This is a genomic window from Bifidobacterium sp. ESL0822, assembly GCF_052606675.1.
On the sequence record NZ_CP199596.1, the window covers coordinates 2,012,606 to 2,027,850 of the forward strand.

At 59.6% G+C, this 15,245-nt stretch carries 12 protein-coding genes; 11 read left to right on the forward strand and 1 reads right to left on the reverse strand.

The genetic code is table 11. The annotated features are described in order from the left end of the window. The first annotated feature begins 95 nt into the window (after positions 1 to 95). From ACUIAF_RS07825 to mtnN, 3 genes are all read left to right on the forward strand, one after another. Positions 96 to 1,241: a 3-deoxy-7-phosphoheptulonate synthase gene (locus tag ACUIAF_RS07825; protein ID WP_445338489.1), complete on the forward strand. Its 1,146-nt coding sequence runs from the start codon at positions 96 to 98 to the stop codon at positions 1,239 to 1,241. A 77-nt stretch (positions 1,242 to 1,318) separates the two neighbouring features. Continuing rightward, positions 1,319 to 2,458: a 3-deoxy-7-phosphoheptulonate synthase gene (locus ACUIAF_RS07830; protein ID WP_445339191.1), complete on the forward strand. Its 1,140-nt coding sequence runs from the start codon at positions 1,319 to 1,321 to the stop codon at positions 2,456 to 2,458. A gap of 65 nt (positions 2,459 to 2,523) precedes the next feature. Continuing rightward, positions 2,524 to 3,258, forward strand: a complete 735-nt coding sequence (gene mtnN / locus ACUIAF_RS07835) for a 5'-methylthioadenosine/S-adenosylhomocysteine nucleosidase (protein WP_015022411.1) — start codon at positions 2,524 to 2,526, stop codon at positions 3,256 to 3,258. A 163-nt stretch (positions 3,259 to 3,421) separates the two neighbouring features. On the opposite strand, the gene ACUIAF_RS07840 is transcribed toward mtnN, so the two are convergent. Then, the gene (locus ACUIAF_RS07840) at positions 3,422 to 4,759 is read right to left on the reverse strand and encodes a substrate-binding domain-containing protein (RefSeq protein ID WP_445338491.1); all 1,338 of its coding nucleotides are present in this window, start codon (positions 4,757 to 4,759) and stop codon (positions 3,422 to 3,424) included. A 300-nt stretch (positions 4,760 to 5,059) separates the two neighbouring features. Between ACUIAF_RS07840 and ACUIAF_RS07845 the strand changes: the two genes are divergently transcribed. From ACUIAF_RS07845 to ACUIAF_RS07880, 8 genes are all read left to right on the forward strand, one after another. Next, positions 5,060 to 6,412 carry an ABC transporter substrate-binding protein gene (locus tag ACUIAF_RS07845; protein WP_181415649.1) on the forward strand — a complete coding sequence of 451 codons (1,353 nt, stop codon included), beginning with the start codon at positions 5,060 to 5,062 and terminating at the stop codon, positions 6,410 to 6,412. Positions 6,413 to 6,541: 129 nt separating this feature from the next. After that, the gene (locus tag ACUIAF_RS07850) at positions 6,542 to 7,531 is read left to right on the forward strand and encodes a carbohydrate ABC transporter permease (RefSeq protein ID WP_015022408.1); all 990 of its coding nucleotides are present in this window, start codon (positions 6,542 to 6,544) and stop codon (positions 7,529 to 7,531) included. Between the two features lie 4 nt (positions 7,532 to 7,535). Beyond that, positions 7,536 to 8,435 carry a carbohydrate ABC transporter permease gene (locus ACUIAF_RS07855; protein ID WP_015022407.1) on the forward strand — a complete coding sequence of 300 codons (900 nt, stop codon included), beginning with the start codon at positions 7,536 to 7,538 and terminating at the stop codon, positions 8,433 to 8,435. A 3-nt stretch (positions 8,436 to 8,438) separates the two neighbouring features. Next, complete coding sequence (locus ACUIAF_RS07860) at positions 8,439 to 9,332, forward strand: hypothetical protein (protein WP_445338493.1); 894 nt, start codon at positions 8,439 to 8,441, stop codon at positions 9,330 to 9,332. Between the two features lie 102 nt (positions 9,333 to 9,434). Next, the gene (locus tag ACUIAF_RS07865; protein ID WP_445338494.1) at positions 9,435 to 12,092 is read left to right on the forward strand and encodes an alpha-L-rhamnosidase-related protein; all 2,658 of its coding nucleotides are present in this window, start codon (positions 9,435 to 9,437) and stop codon (positions 12,090 to 12,092) included. Positions 12,093 to 12,316: 224 nt separating this feature from the next. Next, positions 12,317 to 12,838 (forward strand): 50S ribosomal protein L10, encoded by a 522-nt coding sequence (gene rplJ, locus ACUIAF_RS07870; protein WP_015022404.1) that lies wholly within the window; start codon positions 12,317 to 12,319, stop codon positions 12,836 to 12,838. Between the two features lie 101 nt (positions 12,839 to 12,939). Continuing rightward, entirely contained in the window at positions 12,940 to 13,320 is a 381-nt protein-coding gene (gene rplL, locus ACUIAF_RS07875) for a 50S ribosomal protein L7/L12 (RefSeq protein ID WP_015022403.1), read from the forward strand. 331 nt (positions 13,321 to 13,651) lie between these two features. After that, entirely contained in the window at positions 13,652 to 15,193 is a 1,542-nt protein-coding gene (locus tag ACUIAF_RS07880; RefSeq protein WP_445338496.1) for a glycoside hydrolase family 30 protein, read from the forward strand. The last annotated feature ends 52 nt before the right edge of the window (positions 15,194 to 15,245 follow it).

Sequence of the window (15,245 nt, forward strand, 5' to 3'; positions counted from 1 at the left end):
GGTCGCGGGAAAGGACTGTCCACATTGGCCCGGATGTGGGCGGTTATAAGAAATGCGGGCATGATTGTCGAAGTACGACAGAGAGGAGAGAGACCGTGGCATTCGTCAAGGAACCGGATATCATCCCGGAAGAGGAGCGGCAGTATTTTGCCGATACGGCCGTCTTTCCCGAAACAGTGGATGTCAACATTCGTCAGCTGGATCCAATCCCGGCTCCCAGGGTCTTTCTGCGCTCGCGGCCCCTTGATCCGGAACGGGTGAATCTGGTCCGGGACTCTCGTCAGGCCATCCGGGATGTTTTGCATGGGCGGGACGACCGGCTCCTGGTCATCACCGGCCCCTGCTCCATCCACGATCCGAAGGCTGCCCTGGAATACGCCCGTCGCCTGTCGGCCGTCAATGAGCGGTTGAAGGATCGTCTGCTGATCGTCATGCGGGTCTATTTCGAAAAACCCCGGACCACGGTCGGTTGGAAGGGCCTGATCAACGACCCCGACCTGGATGGGACGTTCAACATTCGCAAGGGGATTCGCCTGGCCCGACAGGTGCTTTGGCAGGTCCTGGGTCAGGGGATTCCGGCGGCCACAGAATGGCTGGATCCCATCACCCCACAGTATCTTTCTGATGCGGTCAGCTGGGGGGCCATCGGTGCCCGGAACACGGAGAGCCAGGTCCACAGGGAGCTGGCCAGCGGCATGTCCATGCCCATGGGCTTCAAGAACTCGACCGATGGCAGCGTAGAGGCTGCGGTCGATTCCTGCCTGGCTGCGGCATCCGAACATCACTTCCTATCCATCAACCTCGACGGTCATGTCATCGCTGCCGAGACCCGGGGCAATCCCGACTGCCACATAATTCTGCGCGGTTCCGGTCATGGTCCCAATTACGATCCGGAATCCGTCCGATCCGCTCTGGAGGCCATACATCAGGCGCCGTTGGGTCCTGGCGCCTGCCGAGGACTGATCGTGGATGCAGCCCACGGCAACTGTGGCAAGGACCCCGTACGTGAGGCCCAGGTGGTCGAGGACCTGGCAGACCGTCTCGCCAAGGGCGAGCAGGGCCTGTCAGGCATCATGATGGAGAGCTTTCTTGAGGGCGGTCACCAGAAACCGGCTCCACTGGATCAGCTGGTGTTCGGCAAATCCGTCACTGATGCCTGCATCTCCTGGGACAGGACCGAGGAGCTGTTGCAGATCCTGGCGGATGCCGTGCAATCCCGTCGGGAAAGGATGAGGGCATGAGTCGGATGAAGGATGAGCCGCAGGAGCCTCTGCCCCGACCCAGCAAGGCCTACGAGGTTGAACTGGTGCACAAGGCGCTGGCGGCCGGTGTCAACCCCCTGCAGACCGGGAATGTGCCCAGGTGGGAGGACGAGGTAGGCATAGGGCGGATCGTCAACAGGCGGGTCTTTGAGCTTGACCGCCTGCCTTCGCCCGCGCAGATGCTGACCCGATACCCCTTGGATGGACCGGCCAAGGACCTGGTCATCCGCTCCCGGCAGGAAATAGTGGACTGTCTGCATGGGCGGGACGACCGGTTGCTGGTCATTGTGGGCCCCTGCTCCATCCACGACCCCGATGCCGCACTGGACTACGCTCGCCGTCTGTCGGCCGTCAATGAGCGGTTGAAGGATTGCCTGTTGATCGTCATGCGGGTCTATTTCGAGAAGCCCCGGACCACGGTCGGCTGGAAAGGCCTGATCAACGACCCCGACCTGGATGGCAGCCACAACATCCAGAAGGGCCTGGTCCTGGCACGGCGGATTCTTCTGGGTGTGCTGGAGACCGGGCTTCCAGCGGCCACGGAATTTCTGGAACCTACATCGCCCCAGTACATTTCTGACGCGGTCAGCTGGGGGGCCATCGGTGCCCGGAACACGGAGAGCCAGGTCCATCGCCAGCTGGCCAGCGGCATGTCCATGCCCATCGGCTTCAAGAACGCCACGGATGGCAGCGTGGATGTGGCCATCGACTCCTGCTATGCGGCCTCTCAGCGCCACACTTTCTTCGGAATAGACCACGAGGGTCAGGCCGCAGCCGTCGCGACCATGGGCAACCCCGACTGCCATCTGGTTCTTCGCGGCTCCAAGTCAGGCCCCAACTACGATCAGGACTCGGTGCGGGCGGCCCTTGCCGTGCTACGCCAGCGCATGCCCAAGGACAGCGCGGCTTCCCACGGACTGATCATCGATGCCTCCCACGGCAATTCCGGCAAGGACGAGCGGCGCCAGATCCAGGTTGTCCATGAGTTGGCCCAGCGGATAGGCGACGGCGAGGAGGGCTTTACCGGGCTGATGATGGAGAGCTTCATACGTGGAGGCAATCAGAAGCCGGCCCCGCTGGATCAACTGGTTTACGGGTGTTCGATCACTGACCGCTGCATCTCCTGGCCTGATACTCAGGATCTGTTGGGGGAGCTGGCTGAGGCAGTGGACCGTCGCCGTAGCACGGCTCGTTGACTTACGAGCCGCAGTAGGCTGGTCGGGCCGCATCAGCTGGTGAAATCATGGATAAGGAGTCAGGCATGAGTGAAACAGGCGATTCCCTGGAGGGCCAAGATCAAGGACCGGTTGCCGTCATAGGTGCCATGGATGAGGAGGTGGCCCTGATCGGCCAAGGCCTGAAGCAGGCGGATCAGGATTCCCATGCCGGCGATGCCGGATTAAAAGTCATATCCGGTACTCTTGATGGGCCGCACGGCCCGGTTGGGCTGGCTGCCACTGTTGGCGGCATGGGCACCGTCAACATCGCCGCCACCACACAGTATCTGATCGATGCCTTCCATCCCAGGGCCGTCATCTTCTCCGGCATCGCCGGCAACCTGAACAAGGACCTGCATATCAACGATGTGGTCCTTGGAGGTACCCTGCGCTATCTGGACACGGATATGCGATTGGTGGCTCAGTCGGCCCCCGGCACCGAGGAGTTTCATTCGGACCCTCACCTGCTGGATCTGGCGAGCCGGACTCTGGACTCCATGGGGATCAAGCACATCGTCGGCACCATTGCGACGGGTAATTACTTTGTGGACAGCCCGGAGAAGATTGCCCAAGTCAAGGAGCAGACCGGGGCCGATGCGGTCGAGATGGAAGGGGCGGCTGTCTGCCACGTGGCTGCCCGCAACAAGGTGCCGGCCCTGGTCATCCGCGCTCTGAGCGACAATGCCGACACCGACTATGAGGTCTTCCGGGAGTTCGACATCTCCGAATATGCCGACACGGCCGCCAGGCTGGTCCTGGGTATCGTGCGTGAGCTTTAATTGCTGACCGGCAAGAGATCGCCGCTCGAGCGCCTTTTGCCTGTTGAAGGCTGTTGACCCTGGGTTGACGGCCTTCTCTTGTTATTGCGGCCACTCTGGTCCTGACCGGTTCATGGACCAGCCGGAGGTCGGTTGTGCCATGCAGGCCCTGATCAGACGCTGTCTACTCGTCAGCCATATCGGCCACCGATCCTCTGTCAATGAGCTCCGGCTCTATGTAGAGGTGCTCGATGCGCTGGTCCGGGTCTTGTATCCGCCGCACTTGGAGGCGTAGGGCGGCGGTCGCCAGGTCCTGGGCCGAGGATCGCAGGACCGTCAGGCGCTTGGTGTAGCCGTCGATGGTGATCATGGATAGATCGTTGGGAATGTGGCACCCCCTTCTTTCCAGAGCCTGGACCAGAGCGATGGACAGGTAGTCTGGATGAACCAGGACAGCTGTGGTGTGTGTCTCCAGAATCGTCTGGACGATCTGCTCGACATCCTCGGCCGCATATGGCTGCTTGTCCTTGAGCAGGAAGGTCTGTTCAAGCCCGCCTCCTTCTTTCATCATCAGCTGCCAGCCCAGCTCGATATCGCCTGCGGTGGGGGTGCTGCCCAGAGCCAGTCCCACCCGGTGGTGGCCATGCTGACGGAAATGCTGCAGTCCTCGGCGGACTCCGGCTGGATGGTCGGTATGAACCGAGTCGAAGAATCCGGGCAGCCACTGTGGCGGATGGCGTTCCAGAATGGTTACAGGCAGTTGGCACTCGGTCAGCCACTGCCAGGTTTCCGGTGCGACATCCGGTTCAATACTGGGGGCCATGATCAGTCCAAGCATCTGTGGATCAGTAGCCAAATCATCCAGAATATCTATCTCGGGAAAGGTCTCATAGGAGGTTTCCTTGGCAACGATCTCCAGGCCGAATTTTTCGGCCGCCATACGCCTGATGGCATCGGTCACTGAGGGCCAGATGAAGCTGGGCTCGGGCAGGGCTACCCCGATCCGGCTTCTACGAACGACAGTTGCCCTATCCCGGCTGGAAGCTTCATCCATGGCGAGGCTTGACACGCCGGCATTGGTTTTGCCGTTGGTGCCTCCGGCGCTGCTGGTTCGATCTGGATTGCCCTTTCTTCCGGCTTTCTTTTTCGAAGTGACATTCGTTCTCACTGATGGCTTTGGCATATCAGCCAAGGCAGGGTCAGAGGTGTAGGAGGAAGTGACTGTGAACGATTCGGCAGATTGGCCTTGGAAATCCAAGGATTTGACGGCCAGGGCACCCCCGCGCACACGTCTGACGAGACCAGCTCTGGCCAGATTGTTCAAATCCCTTCGGACGGTTATTTCTGTGGTGCCCATCATCCGTGCCAGGTAGGGCACTCTGACTACGCTCTCTCTGAGAAGTGCGTTGAGGATCAGCTCTCGTCTCTGAGCTGGGAGCCATCCTGCTGCCGGGGGATTGGGGAAGGACGCGTCAGCCGGATCCTGTCTTTTGCTTCCTGCCCCTGATTCTCTCTGATCCATGCTCTGGCCTCGATGCTTTACTCTGATGCTGATGAGGGCAGTCGCGACGGCCAACATCCCTAGCTTTTCTAACTTTTCAAGTGTATACCAGGGTTGTGGCCCAAGAGTGATGGAAACAGACTGCAACAAACTCTTCAGGTCATTTTCAGACCAGTTAATCTGGATTTATTCGCTCGGAGTTATCATGGGCAGGTAAGCCAGCAAGGGTTTACCTGGGGACTGTGATAAGTCTGCAGCGAGAGAGGGGTCGGCCTTATCCGGCCTCTTCCGCGGCATTGTCGCCGAAGGAAAGGGATGACCATGAACGTGAAAACTGTAACCAAGGCTCTGGCGGTGACGGCTGCGGGCGTCATGCTGCTGGCTGGCTGTGGAGGTGGCGGCTCAAGCAAGCAGGCCTCCTCAGGAAGTGACGGATTCGACAGCAAGGCCAACACGACCATCACTTTCGCTGGATGGTCTTTGGACATGACCCCCGAGTTCAAGACTCTGGCTAACGGCTTCCATAAAGCCCACCCCAACGTGACTGTCAACGTCAAGCAGTACTCCGCTGATGACTATGACAAGCAGCTGACGGCGGACATCTCCTCTGGCGCCCAGCCCGATGTCTTCCCCATCAAGAACATGCTCAAGTACGTCACCTATTCAGACTCACAGGGACTGGCGGATATCTCCGACATCGCCAAGGGCTACCAGGGCAACAAGCACATTGATCTGAACGGCTATGAGCACAATGGCAAGTACTTCGCCCTGCCCTACCGCAGTGATACCTGGGTCCTCTTCTATAACAAGGACATGTTCAAGAAGGCCGGGGTTGAAGAGCCGAACGCCAAGTGGACCTGGGATGATTACACCAAGGCTGCCAAGGAACTCAAGGAGAAGCTGCCGGCAGCAGGTTACGATGCCAACAGCGTCTACCCCATGTACATGCACAATTGGCAGTCCGTGGTGCAGTCCTTCGCTCTGGCACAGTGCGGCAAGTCGGCAGACAGCACCTTCCTCAAGGCCGACTTCTCATACATGGAGCCCTTCTACAAGAGGGCCTTGGAGTGGCAGAAGGACAAGTATACGATCGACTGGAACACCTCATTCACCAACAAGGTTCAGTATCAGGCGCAGTTCGGCACTCAGAAGGCCGCTATGATGCCCATGGGCACTTGGTACGCCGCCACCCTTGTCAGCCAGCAACAGTCTGGTGAAGCCGAGAAATTCAGCTGGGGCATGGCTCCGGCTCCCCAGAACCCCGACAAGAAGCTGCCCAAGACCCCGATCACCTTCGGCAGCCCCACCAGCCTGGCAGTCTCTTCCAAGGCCACCGGCCAGAAACTGGCTGCTGCCAAGGAGTTCGTGAAGTGGGCCACCGGGCAAGGCGGCGCTCTTGAGTTGGCCAAGCTCTCCACCACCCCCGCTTACATCGACGACAAGGTGACCGAGATTTTCTTCTCTCCTGAGGGCATGGCCTCCGACCAGGCCTCTAAGGATGCATGGAGCAAGCACGACATGAAGATGGAAGCCCCCGTGGCCACGGCCACGGACACCATCAACTCCCTCCTCAAGGACACCCACTCTTCGATTATGACGGGTGCCAAGTCTCCATCCGATGGGCTCAAGGAAGCAACCCAGAACGTTAAGGATCAAGGCGTACTGGACGAATAGTCCCAGGTGACGCAAGGGAGGCTTCAGGATGCACATGTGTCCTGAAGCCTCCCACTGAGCCAGTTGGAGTAAAAGTGGCGAGGGGCTTCCCAAACCCATGACACGTGATGGCAGTAAGGAGAGGCACAGATGTCAGAAGAAATCGGCGTGATTGACGACCGACAGGCGGCCGCTGATCACAAAACGGGGTCTCATGGGCCCGGCGGCGGGCGGCGGGCCCCGAGGATTAAGCAGGGCAAGTTCAATGCCAAGGCGATTTCACGAAGGAACCTGCGCAATGGTCTGATATTCATATCGCCGAATTTCATAGGTTTTATCTGCCTGACCCTCCTGCCCACCCTGACGCTCTTTTATATAGCTTTTACCAAGTGGTCGGCTTTCGGCAACCCTGTCTTGAACGGCGTGAAGAACTGGGTCAGGCTATCCCACGACAAGATCTTCATGACCTCGGTGTGGAACACCATCTACTATTCGATAGTCCACATCCCCCTGACTCTGGTTCTGGCCTTCGCCCTGGCCGTCCTGCTCAATTCCAAGCTGCGCGGACGTGCCTTCTTCAGAACGGTGGCCTTCTTCCCCTACATCACCTCCATAGTGGCTGCGGCTCAGGTTTGGGGCATGCTCTTCGACCCCAAGTCCGGTCCTATAAACTCCTTCCTGCGGCTTTTCATCAGCAATCCCCCCGGGTGGCTGGGCTCGACGGCCTGGGCCATGCCCGCTGTGATCGTCGTGGGTACCTGGCGTGAGGTCGGCTACTATATGATTCTGCTCCTGGCAGGTCTGCAGACCATCCCCTCCGAGCTCTATGAGGCCGCTGAGCTTGATGGCGCAAACGGATGGCAGCGTTTCTGGCATGTGACCGTACCCATGATGCGCCCCACACTCTTCTTCGTCATGGTCACCCTGACCATCGGATCCTTCAAGATTCTTGATCTGACACTGGTCATGACCGATGGCGGCCCCGGCACCAGCACCCTGGTTCTGGCGCAGTACATCTACCGTGTGGCCTTCGAACGTGGCGACTTCGGCTATGCTTCGACCGTCTCCCTGGTTCTTCTGGCCATCTGCATGGTGGTCACGCTGTTCCAGTTCTGGTACAACAATCTGAAGGAGGACTGAGATCATGTCCACCAACACAGTCTCCGCAGCTGTTCCCTCACCCGCCGGTGAGGAGGTTCCCTGGAACAAGAAGCCAGTCTCTCCGGCCAAGATTGCAGGCACAGTCATCGGGTATCTGGCCATGATCGTCGTCTCCGCCTTCGTGCTCCTGCCCTTCTTCTGGATGTTCCTATCCTCCCTCAAACCCAACAATGAGGTCTACGCCATCCCCATCAAGTGGTTCCCATCGGTCTGGCACTGGGAGAACTATATTGCCATCTGGACCAAGTCCGATATGACGACCTGGTTGCTCAACACCATCTTCTTCGCTGTGATCGTGACACTCCTGCAGGTCTTTACCGGATCCTTCGCAGCCTATGGCTTCTCGAAGATCCCCTTCAGGGGGCGCACCACCCTCTTCCTGATCTATATCGCCACCATGGCCGTGCCCTGGCAGGCCTACATGATTCCGCAGTTCAAGCTGGTCTCCGCCGTCGGTCTATCCGATACGCGATGGTCCATCATCCTTCTGCAAGCCTTTGGAGCCTTTGGCGTCTTTATGATGAAACAGTTCTATGACACCATACCTGAGGATTTGTCTGAGGCGGGCCGATTGGATGGGCTCAGTGAGTTCGGCATCTACTGGCGCATCATGCTTCCCCTGTCGGGACCGTCACTTGCAGCCTTGGCCATCATTACCTTCACTAATACGTGGAACGACTACATGGGTCCGTTGATCTACTTGCGTTCCCAGAAGCTCTACACGATCCAGCTGGGCCTCAAGCTCTTCATTTCCCAGTACAATGCTGATTTTGCCATGATCATGACTGGCTCGGTTCTTTCGGTCCTGCCCATCCTGATCGTCTTCCTCATCGGTCAGAAGCAATTCATCGCCGGCATTGCGACATCCGGTATGAAAGGCTGAGTTTTGGCTGGAAGTGATGGCGACCAGGGGCGTCCCGCCAAGGGCTACGCCATGCGGGCCCTCTTGGGGATCACCAACTCCATTGCTGTGGTGCTGGGTGCTGGGTGTTGCTCCCTGCTGGGGATGCTGCCCTTGGCTGCTGTATTGATTTTTCTGAAAGATCCGCAGTACTTCCCGACCTATCTGCTGGCAGCCGTGCTGTCCGCACCTGGTCTGGCGGCACTCTTTGCCATATATCGCGATCATCCAGGCCTGTCGTCGGCCTCTGCCCGGGCCAGGCGGCAGGCCATGGATTCCATGACAGAGAGTGGGCAGTCTCTGCCGGATTGGATAGCGAAACCCTATGTGAATTCGGGGACGGTCTATGGATTCTTCCGTGCATACTGGCGGGCCTACAAGGTTCTGGCCCTGAGGTCATGGGCGACCTGCCTGCCTCTGGGGCTCATTGCTTTCGCGCTGATTTATGATCTGCAGATCATGTCACAGCTCCCATGGGGCCAGATTATGTTTTTCCCAATCCTGGTATGCCTGCTTCTCCTGGTGCAGACCGCCTTGGTCTCTCTGGTGCTATTGGTGGAATATCCTCGGGCGCGCATCCGCAAGGTCTTGGTCAATGGCCTCCTCCTGTCGGTGCGCCGCTGGTACATGTTGGTTCTGTCGCTGGCGGTCCTGGCCGGGTATGTCTGGGGGCTGATGCGCTCGCCCATCCTGGTGGCCCTTCTGGCCACTGGCCTGATCTGGTATCTGGTCTGGGCAGCTGTGCGGTGGCAGGCTGATCCCTTCTTCCGCCAGATGGCCCGTGAGAGCGAGGATCCAGGCGTACAGGTCATGTATGGACTGCCGGATGCTGGACCCAAGGGCTCTTCCTTCACTGCGATTCAGGACTACCGGCAATAGCGGTTCATGAAGAAAAGTTGTATTTGTGGGCAGGCTCAAGGAGGATTTGCTGGAATGGGCTGTGAGCCTTTGCAGGTGTTGATTGAGGATCGGGATCGTCCTGTGGATATCGAACCGGAAACCAGGCCCACGGTCAGGTGGAGGCTGGATCCCTTGCCGTCCTGGGCGGATAGGGTCCGTTTGGCCAGGGTGCGAGTCTTCGAACAGCCGAAGGGAAGGATACTTGTAGACACCGGCAACCAACCTGTGGACGAGCTCAATGGCAGCCGTCTGCCTGGACCTGATATGGATCCTTCGCGACGGTATTGGCTGACCGTTCTTCTGCTGGACGCACAGGGCCGTCGGTTGATAGGTTCTGAACCCAACACCTTTGGCACGGGTCCTGGCCTGGCCTGGCACGCTCAAGCCATTTGGTCCGCAGAGGATGAAAAGAACCCCTCAGGTTCTCAGGGCAATGCCAAAGGCTGGGCGCTGATGCGTGGTGTGGTTCGGCTGCCCCCTGGGCCGATACTCTGGGCGAGTCTGTATGCGACCGCTGACAGCACTGTGCCCGCGCGTCAATTTGTCTATCGGCTATGGCTCAACGGGCGATTTCTAGGCTGTGGTCCGGTGTTCCCCCTGGATGGAGAGGATCGCTACAGGGGCTATGAGGTCACCGGCCTCTTGCATCCGGGGGCGGAGAATGTTCTGGGCGTGGTGGCCTATGCCATGGAAGGCCGACGCTTCCAGGCACAGTTGGATCTGGGTCGCCCTGATGGCAGGGTGGAGCACTATGGCACGGATGCCGAATGGAAGGCTATCAGCGGCGCTGAGGCCTTTCCTGACAGCGCCTCCATCGGTACAACCTACTATCAGGCTCCGGCCGAGGACATCGATCTGTCCAGATACCCCTGGGGTTTTTCCAACACGGGCTTTGACGACTCTGCCTGGCCCAAGGTACGGATTCGGCCTCCATTCTCCAAGTGCCTGGCAGCTCCTGCAGACGGCACCAGACTAACCCGGGTGGAAGTTCATCGGGTTCTGGAGGCCACCCCTGGCCATCTTCTGCTGGACTTCGGCTCCGTGCGGTTGGGCGGCATCGGTCTGCGGGTGGATCTGTCGCAAAATTTGGACTTGACCGTCCGCTACGGGGAGGTTCTGGACGGCCAGGGAGGCGTTCGTTACCGTCTGGCCACCTCCAACGTCTATGAGGATCACTGGCGGCTGCAGGCTGGCAGCAACCGGGCCCAGACCTGGGGGATTCGGGTCTTTCGATATCTGGAGCTGATATGGCCTGCGGGATCCGACCCCGATGGGCTATTGGCGAGCCTGACTGAAGGAAGCCTGTGGGCGGAGTGCCTTGAGGCTCCCGTATATGACGAGCACGCCAGTTTTCATTGCGACAGGCCTCTGCTCGATGAGGTCTGGCAGCTGGGGCGTAACACCATCAGGGGACTCAACGCTGACATCTACGTCGATTCCTGGACCAGGGAGCGGGCTCCCTATGAGGCTGATGCCTGGATCCAGCAGCGGGCTCATATGGTGCTGGATGATGCGCCCGCCCTGGGCCGTTACAGCCTGGACTATCTGATTGCCAACAGAACCTGGCCCACCGAGTGGCCCCTCTACAGCATTTTGGCCGTGCACGATGCCTGGATGCACACAGGGGATCTGACACAGGCGGCGGCCCAGTACGAACGACTGATGGGACTGCTGCCGGACAGGTACCTGGACCAGGACAGCGGGCTGATCGTCAAGGACCCTGGCGCTTCCAGCCGGATGGATGGAGACCTGGTCGACTGGCCGCCCGTTGAACGCGATGGATATGTCTTCGGTCGTATCAACACGGTCATCAACGCACTGGCCAGTGCCGCCTATAAAGCCATGGCTCGTCTGTCGCGGGCTTTGGGCCATCGTAGCCGAGCCGCCCGTCTGGCAGAGGTGTCCCGAAAAATGCAGGAGGCGCTGGATGAGCGTCTCTACGATCCAGCGGTCGGCGCCTACCGGGATGGTCTGCTAGACGGTCCCGACGGCCCGGCCATCGATCACTGTGCCATGCATGCTTCGGCCTTTGTTTTGGCTTTTGCGCCCCCTTCGGATCCCGCTCGTCTGGACACGGTCGGTGCCTATCTGCGTCGTAGGGGGATGGCCTGCAGCGCCTACGCGGCCGCCGTGCTTTTGGATGGACTTTATCGATCAGGCCTAGGGGCTGATGCTCTGGCTCTGCTCTCGGCAGGGGACGGCATGCGCACCTGGAAGCATATGTTGGATCAGGGTGCCGGAGGCACCATGGAGGCCTGGGACCCATCGATCAAATCCAACACCACCTATTCGCACCCCTGGGGGGCCTCGCCTGTCTGGCTGATTTCCAGCGGGCTGATGGGGTTGCGGCCTTTGAAGCCCGGGTACCGTGAATTTGTAGCCGCTCCTCAGCCTGGAGGTTTGGGCCGGGCCGAGCTGACCATGCCCGTGCCCACGGGGGACATCCATATGTCATATAGGTTCAAGGGGAGTGCGGATGCCAGGCCCGGGTATGTTCTCCTGCCGGACATCGATCTGGAATTGACGGTGCCCCAAGGCTGCCGGGGTCGCTTGGTTCTTCCTCCCCTGCTCGACCTCGGACCAGGGGGTCAGGTCGAGGCCTTACTGGACGGGTCGCCGATCATGCTGAAGGCCTTGGATGCCGAGAGCCGGGTGGCCGGCGTTCGTTGCAGAGCAGGATCCCTGGTTACGGATGCGCTGCCCTGTGGCAATCACCATCTGATGGTGCCGCATCTATAGACTTGACGGTCCTTGTTGATCTGTGTACTATTAGCGCTTGCACACCAAAGACCGTTGGTCGGGACCCTTGGGTCTCCTAAGTTCGGTTGATCGAGCCAGCACAGGTTGAGTTTCAAATCGGTCCTCGTGACCTGTTTTTGCTCTGCCTGTCGGCAGGGCTTTCTTTTTGCCTGTCATGCTCGGTCGTCCGGCTCCCTCCAGAGGTCTGTCTAGGAAGGAACGCCATGAAAAGGCCCGAAAAGGAAGAGGCTGTCGCCAGGCTGACGGACAAGTTCCGTGACGCCGATGCCATCATCCTCACCGAGTACCGCGGGCTCAGTGTTCCGCAGGTCGCCGATCTGCGAAACAAGCTAGGCCGCGATACTTCCTACAACGTGGCGAAGAACACGTTAGCCCGGATTGCGGCCAAAGAGGCTGGAATCGAGGGTCTCGATGAGATGCTTGCCGGCCCCTGCGCCATCACCTTCGTCAAGGGTGATTACGTCAATGCCGCCAAGACGCTACGTGATTTCGCCAAGGACAATCCGGCACTGATCGTCAAGGGCGGCTTCATTGATGGAGCTGTCGCTGACGCGGATGCCATGGAGAAAATCGCGGATCTGGAATCCCGCGATGTACTGCTCTCCCGGATGGCCGGCGCGCTCAAGGGCACCATGTCCAAGGCCGCCAACCTGTTCGTCGCTGTGCCTACCAAGGCCGTGCGTACGTTCGATGCACTGCGCGAGAAGCAGGAAAAGGCCGCCTGAGTCCACGGCCATTGGCCCGGATCCATACGGCAAATACAAGAAGATGTTCGGTGATCGGTCTACCAGTCAATGCCGGTCGCCACAAATGAAAGGAAGCCATTATGGCCAAGCTCTCCGCTGACGAGCTCATCGACGCGTTCAAGGAAATGACTCTGGTCGAGCTGTCCGACTTCGTCAAGAAGTTCGAGGACGAGTTCGACGTCGAGGCCTCCGCCCCTGTGGCCGTGGCCGCTGCCGCCCCCGGCGCCGCTGCTCCTGCTGAGGAGGAGAAGACCGAGTTCGATGTCGTGCTCTCCGCCATCGGCGACAAGAAGATCCAGGTCATCAAGGCCGTCAAGGCCATCACCAACCTGGGCCTGGCCGATGCCAAGGCTCTGGTTGACGGTGCCCCCAAGACCGTCCTGGAAGGCGCCAAGAAGGAAGATGCCGACAAGGCCAAGGCCCAGCTGGAAGAGGCCGGCGCCACCGTCGAGCTCAAGTAGTCATCGGCTCTTCTGAGCCTTTGTATCTTGAAAAGCCCCGCACTGCCACTGATGGTGCGGGGCTTTTCCTGTAACCCAGCCAACCGTGCGCGCAGGGGTGACTATGCTTGCCTGAGCCGATCTGCATAGGTGTAATCGGTATATACAGACAGGTCGGCGCCTGCCGCTGTGTTCGCTACTTCGGCAACTTCGGAGCTGAGGGTTGACCGTTCAATCGTGATGATCGAAGTTGATCGAAACAGTTTGTTCATGATTGTAATCGCTGCTATGCTAAGGCCCTGTCCTATCGACCGTGACGCCGATGCCCAGATATGACAACGAGAGAGTAATCATGACCATCACCTTCACCAACCAGTTCTGGACAGTGACCTCCGGAGACCTGACCGATCGCCGCCGGCCCCTGCAAGCCCCTCCGATGGGGGAGAGGCCCAAGGATGCCAAGCCCATCGTCATCGACCCCTGCCAACGGCATCAGCCCTGGCTCGGGGCTGGAGCCGCCATCACCGATGCCGCGGCTTCGCTGATCTGGGGCAGCCAATCCGCCCAGCAAAGGCATGCCCTGCTGGATGACATGTTCAATCCTGACAAGGGCGGCTTTTCGGTCATCCGCATCCCGCTGGGCTCCTGCGAGCCGTCTTCCCAGCCCTATTACACCTACGACGACATTCCCTATGGCGAGCATGACAAGGATCTGACCAGGTTCTCCCTGGGCGAGGGCGAGCCGGGCGCTCCGGACGCCAGCAAGGACTACAAGTACATCATCCCCGTTGTTCAGGAGATTCTGTCCATCAATCCTGCGGTAAAGATCATCGCCTCGCCTTGGAGCGCCCCGGCTTGGATGAAGAACACCGGCCACCTGTGCATGGGCGGCCACCTGCGCTTCGACGAGTGGACCGGCAACGGCTATGATCCGCTTGAGGATTCCATAGAGGGCGTCTATGCCCGGTACTTCGCCCGCTACATCGACGAGATGGAAGCCATAGGCATCCCTATCTGGGCGGTCACCGTGCAGAACGAACCCTCCAACGCCGCCCCTTGGCCGGCCATGACCTGGACCCTGGCCCAGCAGGCCGACTTCGCCCACCGATTCCTGCGTCCTGCGCTGGACCGTCGGCACCCCCAGGTGCGCATCTTCATCAACGACGACTCGGCACATTGCCTGACCGGACCGGTAGATAAGGATGTCACCGCCGAGCAGGCCCGTTCCATCAGCGGCTTGACCCTGCACACCTATGACAACGACTATCCGCAACTGGACTATGCCAACCGGGTCTATCCGCAGTGGATCTATGGCATGACCGAACGTCGCTGCATGTTGGACCAGACCCCCGAGGATGCCGCTCACATCATGTCCGGGGTCATCGGCAACTGGCTGGTCCGCCATGGCTCTTCCTTTATCACCCTGTGGAACATGGCCCTGGACGAGCGTGGGCTGCCCAACCAGATCGGTGCCGACGGCAGACGCGGTGTGGTCACCATCGATCATGGCAGCGGCAAGGTTCGCAGAAACCTTGAGTATTTCATGCTCCGCAGCTTCGGCCAGGACGTGGAACCCGGTTCGGTAGTGATTGACTCCAGCAACTACACTCCGGACGGCTGGAGCGGCTCTTTGGGATCCGTGGCCTTCCTGGCACCGGACGGATCCATCGCCGCCCATATCTACAACCCCACGGGCGAGCCTATCAAGGCGGCTGTCACCATCAACGGCTGGGGGGACCGCTGGCAGAGTGTGACCGTGCCAGCCTGGGGGACCGTGACCATGCACGCGACGACGGGCGAGCGGATCAATGATTCGGCCGTACCCGAGGATGAGGACTTTGCTTTGCAACTGCCTGCGTACACCGTGGATGACAAGGCTCCCGGACAGGACTAAGGACCGGAATGGCGATGCCGGGAAAGAGCCCGGCGGAAGGAGACATACGAAC